We start from the raw sequence: 15,291 nt of genomic DNA on the forward strand, positions 1-15,291 counted from the left end.
TCGGGCTCCGTGCCGCACCCCTGGAGGAACCGCGTTGTCGCAGACAGGCCGCCCGCTCGTGCTTCTGGTCAACCCCAACAGCAGCGCGGCGACGACCGCGCTCATGGTCGACGTCGCCCGGGCCACCCTCGAACCCGCCGGCCTGGAGGTCCGCGGCGTGACCGCGGCGTCCGGGCCCACGATGATCGTCGGCGCCGCCGACCTGGAGCGGTCGGCCGACGGGGTCCTGGAGGCGGCCCTGCGCGGCCTCCGCGACGGCGAGGGCCGTGTCGTCGCGATCGTGGTCGCGGCGTTCGGGGACCCCGGGCGGGAGGCGCTCGCGGCGGCCGTCGACGTCCCGGTCGTCGGGATCGGGCAGTCCGCTCTGCTGGCCGCCGCCGCGGGCGGCCGTCGCTTCGGCATGGCGACCACCACGCCGGGCCTGGTGCCCTCGCTCGAGGCCATGGTGCGCCGGCACGGCGTCGCGGCGACGTTCACCGGCGTCCGGCTGACGCGCACCGGCCCGACCACCCTCGCCGAGCAGCCCGACCTGCAGGACCTGGAGCTCGAGCGGGCGGCCCGGGCCAGCTTCGAGGAGGACGGCGCGAGGGCCGTCATCATCGCGGGCGGCCCGCTCAGCGGCGCGGCGCGGCGGATCGCCGCGAGCGGGATCGGGACCGTCGTCGAGCCCGTCCCGGCGGCGATGCAGCGCGTGCTCGACCTCCGGTGAGGCCCGGCCGTCAGTCGTCGACGGCGGCCGCCACGCGCCGCTGGGAGGCCCGCGCGAACGCGGGCCAGCGGTCCCAGTAGTACGGCAGGGCGATGATGCCCTGCACCAGCGTCCAGCCGCGCCCTCGCTCCCAGGCGCCGTCGTCGAGGTCGCCGTCGGGACCCGCCCCGGCCGCCTCGCGGAACGCGTCGCGGTCGCGGCCGGCGAACAGCCACCAGGCGGGCGGCAGGTCCGCCGCCGGGTCGCCGACGCCGAGCGCGCCCCAGTCGATGACGGCGGTGAGGCGGCCGCCGGCGACCACCAGGTTGCCCGGCATGAGGTCGCCGTGCAGCCAGCTGCCGGGAACGGGGTCGGCGGCGGCCTCCAGGGCGCGGTCCCACGCCTTGAGGACGGCGGGCCCGTCGACGCGGTCGCCGGACTCCGCGGTGGCGCGGCGGACGGCCTCGTCGAGCCGGGCGAGCGGCACGCCCCGACCGGTGCCGTCCTTCACGGGGCCGTCGGTCGCGTCGACGGCGCGCAGCGCGGTGACGAACGCGCCCAGGTCGGCGGCGGCACGCGCCGGGTCGAGGTTCGGCCCCGTCGCGGGGTCGAGCGGGTCGGCCGCGGCGGCGCCCGGCACCCACGGCACCACCGACCAGTGGAACGGGTACGCGTCGTCGGGCTCGCCGACGGCGAGGGGCGCCGGCACCGTCAGTGGGACGTGCGGGGCGATCCGCGGCAGCCACCGCGCGTCGGCGAGCGCGTGCTCGCCGGACCACCCGACCTTCGGCATCCGGGCCACCAGGTCCGCACCGAGCCGGAACAGCAGGTGGTCGGTGCCGGACTCCCGCACCGGCGTCACGGGCAGCGCGGCCCACCGCGGGTGCTGCGCCGCGATCAGGCGGCGGACGTCGTCGGCGGTGACGGGGACCTCGTCGTCGTGCAGCGGCATGGGCCGACCGTAGGCGCGCGCCACCGGGTGCGGCCAGGTGATACTCGGGCAGTGACACGCGGAAAGGCTCGGCGGACGACGGCGGTGCTCACGGCCGTGCTCACGCTCGCGGCGCTGGGGGCGTGCGCCCCGGGGCCGGCGTCGTCGGCGGCGTCCTCGGCCGCGGCGTCCGAGACGCCGCCGGCAGTCTCGCTGCCTCCCTCGAGCGGCACCTTCGACTACCAGCTCGGCGGCGCGTACGACGAGGTGGGCGCGGGGGACGGCCCGGCAGCGATCGACGTCGTCGTCCGCGACGCGACGGCCGACCCGCTGCCCGCGGCGTACTCCGTCTGCTACGTCAACGGCTTCCAGACGCAGCCCGACCAGGCGGACCTGTGGGCGGACCGCGAGGAGCTGCTGCTGCACGACGCCGACGGCGACCTCGTCGTCGACCCGGACTGGCCGGACGAGCACGTGCTGGACCCGTCGACCGCCGACCAGCGCGCGGGGATCCTCGAGGTGCTCGGGCCGGTGGTGACGGGGTGCGCGGAGGACGGCTTCGACGCCGTCGAGCTCGACAACCTCGACACGTGGACGCGGTTCGACCAGATCGACGAGGCGGGCGCGTACGCGCTGGCCCGCGCGTATGTTGACCTGGCGCACGGCGCGGGGCTCGCCGTCGCGCAGAAGAACGCCGCCGAGATCACGCGGGTCGCGCACGACGAGCTCGGCTTCGACCTCGCCGTCACCGAGGAGTGTGCCGCGTGGGACGAGTGCGCCGCGTACACCGACGTCTACGGCGACCGCGTGCTGCAGGTGGAGTACCCCGACGCCCTCGACGACGCGGGCCTGACCTTCGACGACGTCTGCGCGCGGGACGACCGCGCGCCGCTGACGATCCTGCGCGACCGGGACCTCGTCGCCGCCGGCGCGGACGGGTACGTCTACGACGCCTGCTGACCGGGGGTGCCGGCGACGCGCGCCAGCACGTGCTCCGGCACGAGGTGTGCGCCGACCACCCCGCTCAGCAGCAGGGGATCGATCGGCGTCCCTGCCCGCAGCACGCTGATGGCGCCCGTGGGTTCGAGCAGTGCGGCCGCGACCTCGTCGTACGCGTGCACGCCGGCGAGCCGCAGGCGGGAGCGCAGCTCCTCCGCGGTCAGGTGGGCGCGACGCAGCTGCCGGGGGAGGATCTCGCCGTCGGCCATGAGCAGGACGGGCGGGGTCGCGACGGCACGCGCGCCCGCTCGACGCACGCGGATCGCCCCCGTGGCGGCCTGCAGCCCTACGAGCGTCGCGAGCGCGACCAGGCCGCCCCCGAGCACTGGGACCTCACCGAGCGACGCGCGGCCGAGGATGGCGCCGAACGCGATGACCGCCGCGAGGTCGTAGCTGGACATCGCCGTCAGCATCCGCGGGCCGAGGACGCGGACCAGCAGCACCATCGCGCCGTACATGCCGGCGGTGCCGACGACGACGGCGAGCGCCTCGAGGGGCGTCAACCAGAGCAGCTCGTGCAGCGGGGTGGGGGGCATGGGGCTGCTCACCGGTCCCCGAGGTGCGCGACGAGCTTGCGAGTGATGCGGTCCAGGTCGGCGCGGTCACGGGCGGTGAGCGCGGACACCGCCTCCTGCTGCTCGGCGACGTGCTTCGTGACGGCCTCGTCCACCAGGCGCAGGCCCTCGGGGGTGAGCTCGACGTCGAGGCTGCGCCGGTCGTGGGCGCTCGGCACGCGGACGATCCAGCCGCGCTTCTCCAGCCGGTCGAGCCGGCCCGTCATCGTGCCCGTGGTCATGAGCAGCGCCCGGGCGAGGCTGGTGGGGGAGAGGCGGTACGGCTCGCCCGACCGGCGCAGGGCGAACATGACGTCGCCGTCGCCGCGGTTCACGCCGTAGCCCGCCGCGACGCTCTCGGTCCGGGCGTCCACGAGCGCGGCCGCGCGGGTCAGCCGCGCGAGCAGCGCCATCGTGTCGCGGTCGATGTCGGGTCGCTGGTCGGCCCACTGCTGGACCAGGGCGTCGATGCGGTCGTTGTCGTCCACCCCGGCACTTTAGCTTGCGCGCGAGTTACTTGCGGTCTACCTTCGCCTCAAGTCACTCGTACACAAGTAACTTGAGGAGGAGTAATGGCGACGACGCTGACGCTCAACGGGTCCGAGTCCCTGGTGGTGCGCGAGAGCACGACCGACCGCTTCGAGGTGGAGGCCACCTACGAGCCGCGGGGCGAGCGCCCGCCGAAGCACGTGCACCCGCACCACGACGAGGAGTTCACGGTGCTCTCGGGCACCGTCCGGGTGGGGTTCGCCGACGACGAGCGCGACTACGCGGCGGGTGAGGCGTTCGTCGTCCCGCGCGGCACCGCCCACCACATGTGGAACCCGGGGGACGAGCCGGCCGTGCTGCGCTGGCTCAGCACCCCGGCCGGCCGCGTCGAGGCGTTCTTCACCGCCATGGACCGGCTGCAGCGCGAGGGCCGGGCCGGGCTGGTCCCGCTGGCCGGCGTCCTGCACCGCTATCGCGACGTCATGCGACCCACGTCGCCCGTCACCCGCGCCGCCGTCCGCGTCCTCGGCCCGCTCGCGCACCGCTGACCCGACCCACCCGACCGCGCCCGCCCGCACCGACCTGGAGACCGCCATGTTCCGCAAGCACCTCGCCACCACGCTCACCGTCCTGCTCGCCGTCGGCATCGGCTACGTGGGCATCAGCTACCTGTTCTTCCCCGCGGCGACCGCGCCGCAGTTCGGCATGGCGGTGTGGCCCGAGGGCGACGCGGCCACCTTCCTCGTCACGAAGGGTGCCCGCGACCTCGCGTCCGGGCTGGTCCCCCTCGCGCTGCTGCTCACGGGCCAGCGCCGCGCGCTCGGCTGGGTGCTGACGATCTGGACCCTCGTGCCCCTCAGCGACGCCGCGCTCATCCTGTCCACCGGCGGATCGACAGTCATGGCGCTGGCCGTGCACGGACTGACCGCGCTCGCGCTGGTGGTCACCGGCGTCCTGCTGCTGACCGAGAAGCCGGCACCGGCGACCCGGACCATCGCGCCGACCACAGCTCCCCAGGGCGCTTCCAGCAGCCGTTGACCTGGCGCTATGCTCCCGCTCGGCGAGCGTGCGTCCTCGCCCTCGGACGGTGCCGTCCGGGTGTTGTGCCAGGAGCAGGGAGCACGATGCAGCAGCGAGGGCTGGCGCGCGAGCGTCTGACACGGACGGCCCGGAGGCTACGACCGCTGTGGGTCGGCGTGAGCGCCTTGGCGGTCGTGGCGGCAGGGCTCGGGCCCGCGACGGCCGCGACGGCCGCAGGGTTGCCCCCTGCGCCGACGGTGCTGGCGGTGAACGGCGAGGTGTGCCGTTCCGAGCCGCTGGTCACGACGTTCGAGGGCGAGGCCGACGACACGGTCCTCCTCGAGTTCGCGTTCGCCGACGCCGAGGTGACGACCGCACGTGTCGAGGTGCTCGAGCAGGACGGCGACGTCCGGATGGACGCGACGCAGGTCGAGGTGCGCGACCGGCGGGGTCGCGTGAGTCTCGACCGCGGTACGTACGGGATCGTGGAGGGCGAGCGGTACACCTACCGGGTGCGCGGCGTGTCGGCCGAGGGGCTCTCCGAGGAGGCGCTCGACTGCGCCTTCGAGCTGCACGGCGGCCCGCACTGGCCGGAGGTCCTCCCGGTGCTCGGCAAGCCCGGGGTGTACACCTCCAGGGACAGCGGAGGCGTCGGCGTCCCCGGGGCGTTCGTGGCCGTCCCGAAGGTGCGAGGTGATGCGGTCGCGTTCGAGTACGGCTTCACCGACATGGGCGGCACCCAGCCCACCGAGCTGACGCGGATCGACGCGAGCGAGGACGGGACCGCCGAGATCCCCGTCGTCCCTTCGGCGCCCGGGACCCATTTCCTCATGGTGGCGGGCATCGACGCCGCCGGGCTGCGGGGCGCCTGGGAAACGGAGAGGTTCCAGGTCGCCGCAGGCAGCGCGGTCAGCCCCGCGCCGGCTGTCACCCTCAGCGTGGGGAACGACACCACGCCGGATGACGGACGCATCCCTGTCAACGTCAGGCTCTCCGCCGACCTCAGGCTCCGGGACGGCCAATCGCTGCCGATGGGCGACGCGGTCGTCCGCTCATCGACGGGGGCGGAGCTCGGGCGCACCACCTTCGACTCGATGTCGGAGCCGGTGCTGGTCGACGAGGCGGCTCTCGGGACGGGTTTCCGCGACCTGCAGGTGGAGTACCGGCAGTTCGCCGGGGCCGCGCCCGTCGTCACGACGGCGCGGTTGTGTGCTGGTTCGTGCCCCTTCAGCGGCGGCAAGGTCTCGGTCGGCTCGGACTCCGGCAGGGTCAGCGTGACTACCGACCTGACGGCCCGGGTCTCCGGGTTCTCGCCCACTCCGTGGTCCTACACCTACCAGTGGCTGCGCGACGGCAAGGCGCTCAAGGGCGCGACGACGAAGGACTACTTCGGTGTCCCGACCGATCAGGGCCACCGGCTCTCGGTGAGGGTGACCGCGCACGGCCCGCGCATGACGCCGCGCTCCGTGACGTCGTCGTCCGTCCTGGTGGGCGACCGCGACGAGATGCACGTCGACTACGGCGTGAAGTTCACGAGGTTCGACTGGGAGCACCGGTTCACCTACCGGACCACCCGCGACGGCGACACGGCGGGCTGGCCCGGCAGCGGGTACACCGTCGAGATGCTGTCGGCGACGCCGGGATCCCGGGCCTACGCCACGAGCTTTGGCCCCAGCGAATACTCCGCGATGTGGTTCGAGATCAGCGGCTACGTCCAGGGGCAGGGGTGGTCGGGGCAGAAGATCCAGAAGACCGACAACGTGCCCTACGTCGGGAGCATCGGCGGGAAGCGCCGGCTCGAGGCGATCCGCATCGACACGGCGGGGCCGCTGTCGCCGTACTACGACGTGTTCTACCGCGTCTACGTGCCCGGTCGCGGCTGGCTGGGCTGGGCGACGAACGGCGGCACATCGGGCACGATCGGCTGGGGCAGCCGCATCGAGGGGGTGCAGATCAAGGTACTGCGCCACGGGAAGACGCCCACGGCGTCCGGGACGGGCAACGCACCCTACTACTCGCGGTCGACGCAGAAGCAGGTGCACGTCGAGGCGTTCATGGATCCCAGCAAGGTGTGGCGCGTGCCCATGGGCGGGGGCTCGACGGCGGGGCGCGCCGGCAGCGTCAGCGCGCCCCAGCGGCTCAACGCCGTGCGGGTGGACCTCGACGGCCGGTACTCCGGCAGCGTGCAGGTCTCCGCCAAGGTCAAGGGCGACGGATGGCGGGCGTACGTCGGCGACGACCGGACGGCCGGGTCGACCGGCTACGGATTGCCGACCTCGGCCTACCGCATGCGCCTCACGGGAAGCATGGCGGACCACTACCGCCTCTATTACCGCACGTACGTCCAGGGCATCGGCTGGCTGGGCTGGGCGCACGACGGCGCGGCGTCCGGCACGTCGTCGTACACCCCGCGGCCGACGGCGGTGCAGGTGCTCCTGGTGCCGAAGGGCGAGGCCGCGCCGCGCAGCGGCTACGGGAGGGCGGCCTACCGCAGCTGACGCGGCGTCGGGGCCGGGTCACCAGCCGTTCGGGCTGAGCACCTTGCGGATGCGTTTCTCGCTGACGGCGCCGTCCGTGCCGAGCTGCTGGGCGAACAGCGAGACGCGCAGCTCCTCGATCAGCCAGCGCACGTCCGCCAGCTCCGCCGCCCGGGCCGGGTCGGCGGGGCCGGCGGCGTACGCGGCGCGGGCCTTGTCGTAGGCCTCGGCGACGTCGTGCACGCGCCAGGCGAGCTCCGCGTCGCGCGCGGGGTTCGTCTGCGCCTTCTCCAGCCGGTACGACGCCGCGCGCAGGTAGCGCACCAGGTGCGGGACGCGGCGTGGCGGCGTCTGCGCGACGAACCGGTCGTGGATCAGCCCGGCGACGTGGTCGCGGATGTCCTGCAGCGTGTTGAGCAGCGCGAGCGACGACGACGCGCGGACCTCGCCCTCGATCGTGCGCCAGGCGGCCAGCGCGGCGACGACGTGCCCCACGACCCGGTGCACCTCGTCCTCCAGGTGCCGGCGGACGAACTCGCGCGCCGCCGCGTACGCCTCGGCGTCACGGACCTGCGTGGCGACCGGGCCGCCCGTCGGGGTGCCCGGCGCCTTCTCCGCGTCCGGGCTGGTCAGGGCGATGACGGCGGCGAGCTGCAGGTCGCCGACCAGCGCCTCGGTGTTCCGGTACGGCGCGGCCGCCAGCGTCAGCGACTGCTTCGACGTCCAGCGCGACGTGATGCGGCCCGCCTGCAGCGCCGTCTCCGCCAGCAGCAGGCGGCGCACGCCGCGCGCGTGCGCGGCGTCGCGGCCGGACGCGTCGGCGAGCACGCGCAGCGCGACCGACGGCGCGCGTTTCGCGTCCTCCTCCTCGACGAGCGCGGGGTAACCGCGCACCACCACCCCGCCGCCGAGGTCGGTCGAGACGCTCGCGGGGAGCGCGCCGTCGGGCAGGCCCTCCGGCCAGGTCGTGAGGCCGGTCTGCTCGGGGACGACGGCGCTCGCGCCGCCGGTCGCGGTCGGCGCGGGGGCGGTCCGCGCGGGGCGCCCCGGCGTCGGAGCGGACGGCGCGGACGCGGCGGTGCCCGCCGAGCGTCGCGCCTCCTCCAGAGCCAGCCCGACGGCGCCCTTCACGGCCGCGCGGACGGCGGCCTCGGCCTGCGCGGCGAGCCGCTTCTGGAGCGACAGCAGGTCCTTGGACTCGTCGAGCGGGACGGGCGCGGGGCGACGGCCCTTACCCTTCCGGCCCTTCCCCTTCGGTGCGCCCTTCGTCGTGTCCCGCGCGCCCGCGGGGGCGGCGTCCTCGACCCGGAACGTCATGCGCAGGTGCGCGGGCAGCCGCTCGACGCGCTCGGCGTCCCAGACGTCGTCGGGGATGACGACGTCGCGCAGCGCGCGGACGGCACGGGAGAACGCGGCGTGGAACGGCTCGGCCATGTCGCCGGCGCGGGTCATGTCCTCCCACGACGGCGTGTTCGCGCGCAGCCAGCCGGCGACGGCGCGGCCGACGTCCGGCGCGGGGACGAGCTGCACGCGCACGGCCTTGGGCAGGGACTTGATGGTGGCGACGCACAGCTCGTCGAGCAGGCCCGGCACCATCCAGTCGAAGCCGTCGGGGGCGACCCGGTTGAGGATCGACAGCGGGACGTGCACGGTGACGCCGTCGGCCGCCGCGCCGGGCTGGAACTGGTACGTCAGCGGCAACGTGACCTCGCCCTGCGTCCAGGTCTCCGGGAACTCGGACGTGTCCACGGCGTCGGCGTCGACCAGCTGGTCGAGCGTGAACGTCAGCAGGTCCGGCGTCTCGCGCTGCGCCGTGCGCCACCAGCGGTCGAAGTGGGCGGCACTGACGACGTCGTCGGGCACGCGCTCGTCGTAGAAGGCGAAGAGGTCGTCCTCCGAGGCGACGAGCCCGCGCTGCCGCGAGCGCGCCTCGAGCTCCTCCGCCTCGGCGAGCAGGCGCCGGTTCTCGGCGAAGAACTGGTGGTGCGTGGTCCACTGCCCCTCGACGAGCGCGTGCCGCACGAACATCTCGCGCGCGGCCTCCGGGTCCACCTTGGCGTAGAGCACGGGCCGGTCGGCGACGATCGGCACGCCGTACAGCAGCACCTTCTCCGTGGCCATGGCCGCGCCCTGCTTGGTGGACCAGTGCGGGTCGGAGTAGGTGTGCTTGGCGAGCGGGCCCGCGAGCTCCTCGGCCCACTCGGGCTTGATGCGGGCGACGTCGCGCGCCCACAGCCGGGACGTCTCGACGAGCTCGCCGGCCATGATCCACTCCGGCGGCTTCTTGCTCAGCGGCGAGCCGGGGAAGATCGCGAACCGGGCGCCGCGCGCGCCCACGTACTCGTTGCGGGCGCGCTTGGCGGCCTGGCGCAGCGCGCGGGCGCGGGCCTCGCCGCGCAGGTGCGCCACCGACGACGCCTTGATCTCGCCGGTGTCCTGCATGCCGATCTGGCTGAGCAGCCCCGCCAGCAGCGACCGGTGGATGGTGTCGTCGTCCCACGTGAGGCGGTGGTCCACCTCGACCGCCTCGTCCTCGACCGAGGACGCCGCGCGGGGCCTGAACGACATGTCGATGCCGAGCGGCTTGGCCATCTCGCGCAGCTGCGCGACGACGTCCTGCCACTCGCGGATGCGCAGGAAGTTGAGGTACTCGGCCTTGCACATCCGGCGGAACGCGGACGAGCCCATCTCGTGCTGCTGGCCGCGCACGTACTCCCACAGGTTCAGCGCGGTGAGGAAGTCGGACGACTGGTCGGTGAACCGGGCGTGCAGCTGGTCGGCCTGCGCGCGGGACTCCGAAGGGCGCTCGCGCGGGTCCTGGATGGACAGCAGCGCGGCGACGATCGCGACCTCGCGCGCGACGCCGCGCTTCGAGCCCTCGATGATCATGCGCGCCAGGCGCGGGTCCATCGGCAGCTGCGCGAGCGTGCGGCCGACGTCGGTGAGGCGCGTCGCGCCGTCCGTCGTCTCCAGCGCGCCCAGCTCGGACAGCAGCTGCACGCCGTCGCGCACGGCCCGCGTGTCCGGGGGCTCGACGAACGGGAACTTCGCCACGTCGTCGGGAGTCGTCACGACGCCGACGCTGATCATCTGCAGCAGCACGGACGCCAGCGACGTGCGCAGGATCTCCGGCTCGGTGAACTCCGGCCGGTTCTCGAAGTCGTCCTGCGAGTAGAGCCGGATCGCGACGCCGTCGGCCACGCGGCCGGAGCGCCCGGAGCGCTGGTTGGCCGACGCCTGGCTGATCGGCTCGATCGGCAGCCGCTGCACCTTGGTCGCCTTGGAGTAGCGCGAGATGCGCGCCGTGCCCGGGTCGACGACGTAGTGGATGCCCGGCACCGTCAGCGACGTCTCCGCGACGTTCGTCGACAGCACGATGCGGCGGCCCGGGTGCGACTGGAAGACGCGGTGCTGCTCCGCGGCCGACAGCCGCGAGTACAGCGGCAGGATCTCGACGTGGTCGGGGCGCCTGGCGTCCCGCACGCGGTCCTTGAGGTGCCCCTCCAGGGCGTCCGCGGCGTCGTGGATCTCCCGCTCGCCGGACAGGAACACGAGGATGTCGCCGGGGCCCTCGCGCATCAGCTCGTCGCAGGCCTCGACGATGCCCGTGACCAGGTCCTTCTCCTCGCCCTTGGCCTTCTTGGGCTGGTCGGGGTCGGTGTCCGGGGACAGGGGGCGCCAGCGGATCTCGACGGGGTACGTGCGCCCGGTGACCTCGACGACGGGGGCGGCGTCGGGCAGCACGTCGACGACGGCCTCGGGCGCCCCGCCGATCTCGGCCAGGTGCGACGGCGAGAAGTGGGCGGCGAAGCGCTCCGAGTCGATCGTCGCGGACGTGATGACGAGCTTGAGGTCGGGGCGGCGCGGCAGCAGCCGGGACAGGTAGCCGAGCAGGAAGTCGATGTTGAGCGACCGCTCGTGCGCCTCGTCGATGACGATCGTGTCGTAGGCGAGCAGGTCCGGGTCCCGCTGGATCTGGGCCAGCAGGATGCCGTCGGTCATCACCTTGACGAGCGTCTCGTCGCTCGACTCGTCGGTGAACCGCACCTGATAGCCGACGACGCCGCCCAGCGGGGTGGACAGCTCCTCCGCGACGCGCTCGGCGACGCTGCGCGCCGCGATCCGCCTCGGCTGCGTGTGCCCGATCTGGCCCTTCCGGCCGCGCCCGAGCTCCAGCAGGATCTTCGGCAGCTGCGTCGTCTTGCCGGACCCCGTCTCGCCCGCGACGACGACGACCTGATGGTCGCGGATCGCGGCGGCGATGTCCTCCCGGCGCGCCGAGACCGGCAGCTGCTCGGGGTAGACGATGGGTGGCACCTCGACGGCGGCGCGCAAAGCGGCGGCCTTCTCGAGCTGCTCGCGGCTGACGCGGCGCGGGCCCGCCTGCCCGGGGCCGCGCCCCTGCCCGCGACCGCGCCCTCGGCCCCGCCCGCGACCCCGACCGTGCCCCCGGTCCTGGGGACGACGCGCACCGCCGTCGTCCGACGACGACTGCGGTGCGGGGCTGGGCTCGGTGCTCACGACGTCCCATTCTCTCAACCTCGGCAAGGTGATTCGTGCCCGCCCGCCGCGCCGTCCTCACACCCGACCACGACGTCGCCCGGAGGCGGCCCGGTGAGGCGCACGGGCGAGGCGACGAAGAGCCCCGCCGCGAGGAGCGCGAGCGCCGTCCCGGCGGCGCACCACCGCGTCACGACCGCGGCCGTCCGGGCCCGGAGCGACCGGCGCACGAGGACGACGACGCCCAGCCCGGCGAGGCCGCCCGCGGTGTTGACGACGACGTCGGTGACGTCCGAGCTCCCGACGGCGAGGACGTACTGCGCTGTCTCGAGGAGCGCGCTCGCGCCGGCGAGAGCGCCCACGACCCGCCACCACGGCCAGGACGGCGCGAGGAGCCCGAGGTAGACGCCGCAGGGCAGGAAGAGCAGGAGGTTGAGCACGAGCTCGACGGGCTCGCTGGCGCCCGCGTGGGCGGTGGCCGCGAACGGCACGAGCTTGACGACACGCTGGCCCGCCTCGCCGACCCGGGGGACGTCGAGCTTCCAGAGGACGGTCCAGGCGAGCAGGAGGAGGTACGCCGCGAACAGCAGGGGCAGGAGCCGCGAGCGGGGCGCGGGCACGGGGACGGTCATCGCTCCAGCCCACCAGGCGTCATGTTGCGGGAGCGTATGCGGAGCCCCGCGGTCACCGCCGGGGGCGCACGCTCGACGCGCGGACGGTGAGCGTCGGGTCGAGCAGCAGGCGGTGCGTCGGGCGGCGGTCGCCCTCCGTGAGCCGGGCGACCATGGTCTCCACGGCGAGCCGCCCGACGTCGTACGTCGGGGGCCGGACGGCGGTGAGCGGCGGGTCGCCCAGCTCGGCGACCTCGTCGTCGTACGCGACGATCGCGAGGTCGTCGGGCACCAGGACGCCGAGGTCCTGGCAGTACTGCGCGAAGGTGAGCGCGAACGGGTCGGAGTGCAGCAGCAGGGCCGTGGTGCCCGTGCGCCGGATCTCGTCCAGGGTCGACGCGAGCCGTTCGGCGCGGCCCGGGCGGTCGAAGCCGTCGCTGTGCCCGACGACCCGCTCGTCGGGGTCGATCCCCAGGGTGCGCAGCGCGTCGTGCCACCCGTGGCCGAGGGCGCGCGACGTCGTCGTCCCCGCGATCGACAGCAGCCCGATGCGCCGGTGCCCCTGGGCGTGCAGGTGCCACACCGCGGTCGCCGCGCCGGACGCGTGGTCGGACACCACCCACTCCAGGCTCTTGAAAGGGCTGATCTCCGGCGGCCGGCGGTCGGCGAGCAGCACCGGCGTGCGCAGCCGGTCGAGCCAGCCCAGGAGCTCGCCGACGAGCGGCCCGTCCAGCGTGGGCGTCACGACGAGCCCGTCCACCCCCGCCTCCGCGAGCCGCCGGCACTGGTGACGGTCCTCGTCGGGGTCGTAGGCCGTGGTGCGGATGACGAGCCGGACCCCGGCGCGCGCCGCGGCGGCCCGCGCCCCGGCCACGACCCGGGGGAAGTAGTAGTCGAGCTGCGGCACGACGAGGCCGATCGTGAGCCGCGAGCCCCGGGCGGTGGGCTCGGGCGCGGGCGCCGGGGCGACGCCCGCGGACGGCTCCGGCAGCGCTGCGCCGCCGTGCACGCGGACGAGGAGCCCTTTCGCGGCCAGCGCGTTCACGTCGCGCCGGACCGTCATCGCGGACACGCCGAGCTGGGCGGCGAGCGCGCCGACCGCGACGGTCCCGTGGGTGCGCAGCTCCCGCATGATGTGCTCGCGCCGCGCCGTGCTGAGCTCCGGGCCGGGCGTGGGTGCCACCGATGCCTCCTGGGGAGCCGGAACTGCTTGTTCGAGTCTGTTCATTTCTAGCCGACGACGGTGTCTGCGGGGGGTTGCCGTCCGACACTCGTGCACGTCCGAGCCGACGGCGGCCGACGAAGCCCGACGAGCAGGAGTCGAGATGACCGTGCGAACGCACACGCAGGAACCGGTGACGGCCGAGCTCGACCGGAGCGCGCTCGACTTCACGCCCTGGCGGTTCTGGGCCGACGCCGACGACGAACGGCGCGACCGCCAGCTCGCCCTGCAGGCGGAGCTCTGCCGCGAGCGCGGGTACGTGCTCGGCGAGCGGTGCTTCGTGTCCGAGCAGGCGTCGGTGACGAACGAGGTTCTCGAGCTGGGCGACCGCACCTACGTCGCCGCGGGCGCGTACGTCAGCGGCAGCCTGCGGGCGGGCCGCGACTGCACCCTCAACCCGTACACGGTGGTGCGCGGCGACGTGCGCCTCGGCGACGCCGTCCGGATCGGCTCGCACACGTCCGTGCTCGGCTTCAACCACTCGACGGACCCGGACACGGAGGTGCACCGCCAGCCGCTGACCTCCGCGGGGATCACCGTCGGCGACGACGTGTGGATCGGCTCCCACGTCGTCGTGCTCGACGGCGTCGCCGTGGGGGACAAGGCGGTGCTGGCCGCGGGGGCGGTCGTCACCAAGGACGTGCCGGCGGGCGCCGTCGTGGGTGGCAACCCGGCGCGGCTGATCCGCTGGCGGGTGCCGCAGGCCGCCGCGGCGCCGGCCGCCGGTGGGCTCGCGCGAGAGGTGCGCGAGTTCGCCGACACGGCCCGCGAGCAGGCCCGGTCGCTGCTCGACCGCTGCTGGGACCCCGCGACCGGGCTGTTCGTCGACGCCCCCGGCACGGCGCCCACCGTCCGGGCCCAGTGCGACGCCGTCGAGATCGCGGACCTGCTGCTCGGCGGTCCCCCGCCGCAGCTGCCGGCCGAGGAGCAGGTCGCCCGGCTGCGGTCCTGGCAGGACCCGGCCACGGGCATGGTCGGCGAGCTCGGGGCCGACCTCGCACCCGTGCCGCCCCGCCCGGGCCTGTTCGACCCCGCCGCCGGCTACCACGTCCTGTCCGTCGGGTACGCGCTCGACCTCCTGGGCAGCGCCTTCGCGCACCCGATCGCCGTCGTGGCGGACGCGACCCCGGGCGACGTGGTCGACGGCCTGGAGCGGCAGGACTGGGAGGCCGGCGCGTGGTCGGCCGGCCACTGGGTCGACATCCTCGGCACCGCGATGCACTGGAACCGCCGCGCCGGCGTCGCGGGCAAGCCGGGGGCGCAGGAGGCGCTGCTCGGGTGGCTGCTCACCCGGGCGAGCCCGCGCACGGGGACGTGGGGCACGCCGGGCGGGCCCGACGGGCTGCTGCAGGTCGTCAACGGCTACTACCGGGCGTCGCGGGGCACGTTCGCCCAGCTCGGGCTGCCCGTGCCGTTCCCGGAGCGCGTGGTCGACACCGTGCTGGAGCACGCCCGCGACCCGCGGTTCTTCCGGCCGGAGCGGCAGAACGCGTGCGACGTGCTCGACGTCGCCCACCCGCTGTGGCTCACTCGCGGCACCGGCCACCGCGGCGACGAGGTCGTCGAGCTGGCGCGGGGCCTGCTCGCACAGGCGCTGCGCCGCTGGTCGGCCGGCGAGGGCTTCGCCTTCCGGGCTGCGCACCCGTCCACCGCCGGTACCCCGGCGACGACGCCGGGCCTGCAGGGTACGGAGATGTGGCTGGCGATCGTGTGGCTGCTCGCCGACCTCGCCGGGCTGGCCGACCAGCTCGGCTACCGACCGCGCGGGGTGCACCGGCCGGAACCCGTCGAGGGGTGACG

12 protein-coding genes are annotated in these 15,291 nt (G+C 74.8%); 6 read left to right on the plus strand and 6 right to left on the minus strand.

Annotation, left to right across the window (positions count from 1 at the left end; translation table 11 throughout):
- Nucleotides 1-34 precede the first annotated feature (34 nt).
- Nucleotides 35-709: an aspartate/glutamate racemase family protein gene (locus ACQP6G_RS14540; RefSeq protein ID WP_429765239.1), complete on the plus strand. Its 675-nt coding sequence runs from the start codon at nucleotides 35-37 to the stop codon at nucleotides 707-709.
- Between the two features lie 10 nt (nucleotides 710-719).
- On the opposite strand, the gene ACQP6G_RS14545 is transcribed toward ACQP6G_RS14540, so the two are convergent.
- Nucleotides 720-1,640, minus strand: a complete 921-nt coding sequence (locus tag ACQP6G_RS14545) for an aminoglycoside phosphotransferase family protein (protein ID WP_429765241.1) — start codon at nucleotides 1,638-1,640, stop codon at nucleotides 720-722.
- A 51-nt stretch (nucleotides 1,641-1,691) separates the two neighbouring features.
- Between ACQP6G_RS14545 and ACQP6G_RS14550 the strand changes: the two genes are divergently transcribed.
- On the plus strand, nucleotides 1,692-2,579 hold the full coding sequence (locus tag ACQP6G_RS14550) for an endo alpha-1,4 polygalactosaminidase (protein WP_429765243.1): 888 nt from the start codon (nucleotides 1,692-1,694) through the stop codon (nucleotides 2,577-2,579).
- Here ACQP6G_RS14550 and ACQP6G_RS14555 read toward each other — a convergent pair.
- Together ACQP6G_RS14555 and ACQP6G_RS14560 are read right to left on the minus strand one after the other, a co-directional pair.
- Entirely contained in the window at nucleotides 2,564-3,154 is a 591-nt protein-coding gene (locus ACQP6G_RS14555; RefSeq protein WP_429765245.1) for a DUF421 domain-containing protein, read from the minus strand. The genes ACQP6G_RS14550 and ACQP6G_RS14555 overlap by 16 nt on opposite strands.
- Before the next feature lie 8 nt (nucleotides 3,155-3,162).
- On the minus strand, nucleotides 3,163-3,660 hold the full coding sequence (locus ACQP6G_RS14560) for a MarR family winged helix-turn-helix transcriptional regulator (protein ID WP_429765247.1): 498 nt from the start codon (nucleotides 3,658-3,660) through the stop codon (nucleotides 3,163-3,165).
- Between the two features lie 84 nt (nucleotides 3,661-3,744).
- Between ACQP6G_RS14560 and ACQP6G_RS14565 the strand changes: the two genes are divergently transcribed.
- The 3 genes from ACQP6G_RS14565 (at nucleotide 3,745) to ACQP6G_RS14575 (ending at nucleotide 7,179) form a co-directional block, all read left to right on the plus strand.
- On the plus strand, nucleotides 3,745-4,209 hold the full coding sequence (locus ACQP6G_RS14565; protein WP_429765248.1) for a cupin domain-containing protein: 465 nt from the start codon (nucleotides 3,745-3,747) through the stop codon (nucleotides 4,207-4,209).
- A gap of 46 nt (nucleotides 4,210-4,255) precedes the next feature.
- Nucleotides 4,256-4,699 carry a DUF4267 domain-containing protein gene (locus ACQP6G_RS14570; protein WP_429765250.1) on the plus strand — a complete coding sequence of 148 codons (444 nt, stop codon included), beginning with the start codon at nucleotides 4,256-4,258 and terminating at the stop codon, nucleotides 4,697-4,699.
- A 158-nt stretch (nucleotides 4,700-4,857) separates the two neighbouring features.
- The gene (locus ACQP6G_RS14575; protein ID WP_429765252.1) at nucleotides 4,858-7,179 is read left to right on the plus strand and encodes a hypothetical protein; all 2,322 of its coding nucleotides are present in this window, start codon (nucleotides 4,858-4,860) and stop codon (nucleotides 7,177-7,179) included.
- Nucleotides 7,180-7,197: 18 nt separating this feature from the next.
- Here the strand turns inward: ACQP6G_RS14575 and hrpA are convergent, their stop codons facing one another.
- From hrpA to ACQP6G_RS14590, 3 genes are read right to left on the minus strand one after another with little or no spacing between them, the layout of a single operon-like run.
- Nucleotides 7,198-11,679 carry an ATP-dependent RNA helicase HrpA gene (hrpA, locus tag ACQP6G_RS14580; protein WP_429765254.1) on the minus strand — a complete coding sequence of 1,494 codons (4,482 nt, stop codon included), beginning with the start codon at nucleotides 11,677-11,679 and terminating at the stop codon, nucleotides 7,198-7,200.
- A 14-nt stretch (nucleotides 11,680-11,693) separates the two neighbouring features.
- A complete protein-coding gene (locus ACQP6G_RS14585) occupies nucleotides 11,694-12,290 on the minus strand; it encodes a VanZ family protein (protein ID WP_429765255.1) in 597 nt (198 codons plus the stop codon).
- A gap of 52 nt (nucleotides 12,291-12,342) precedes the next feature.
- Complete coding sequence (locus tag ACQP6G_RS14590) at nucleotides 12,343-13,452, minus strand: LacI family DNA-binding transcriptional regulator (protein ID WP_429765256.1); 1,110 nt, start codon at nucleotides 13,450-13,452, stop codon at nucleotides 12,343-12,345.
- Between the two features lie 142 nt (nucleotides 13,453-13,594).
- Between ACQP6G_RS14590 and ACQP6G_RS14595 the strand changes: the two genes are divergently transcribed.
- A complete protein-coding gene (locus ACQP6G_RS14595) occupies nucleotides 13,595-15,289 on the plus strand; it encodes an acyltransferase (protein ID WP_429765257.1) in 1,695 nt (564 codons plus the stop codon).
- The last annotated feature ends 2 nt before the right edge of the window (nucleotides 15,290-15,291 follow it).

It is taken from the genome of Isoptericola nanjingensis (genome assembly GCF_050311635.1).
GTDB classification, from domain to species: Bacteria; Actinomycetota; Actinomycetes; order Actinomycetales; family Cellulomonadaceae; genus Isoptericola; species Isoptericola nanjingensis.

Coding starts and splice junctions, on each gene's coding strand:
- ACQP6G_RS14545 (WP_429765241.1), bottom strand. CDS start 1,640: ATGCCGCTGCACGACGACGAGGTCCCCGTCACCGCCGACGACGTCCGC.
- ACQP6G_RS14555 (WP_429765245.1), bottom strand. CDS start 3,154: ATGCCCCCCACCCCGCTGCACGAGCTGCTCTGGTTGACGCCCCTCGAG.
- ACQP6G_RS14565 (WP_429765248.1), top strand. CDS start 3,745: ATGGCGACGACGCTGACGCTCAACGGGTCCGAGTCCCTGGTGGTGCGC.
- ACQP6G_RS14570 (WP_429765250.1), top strand. CDS start 4,256: ATGTTCCGCAAGCACCTCGCCACCACGCTCACCGTCCTGCTCGCCGTC.
- ACQP6G_RS14585 (WP_429765255.1), bottom strand. CDS start 12,290: ATGACCGTCCCCGTGCCCGCGCCCCGCTCGCGGCTCCTGCCCCTGCTG.
- ACQP6G_RS14595 (WP_429765257.1), top strand. CDS start 13,595: ATGACCGTGCGAACGCACACGCAGGAACCGGTGACGGCCGAGCTCGAC.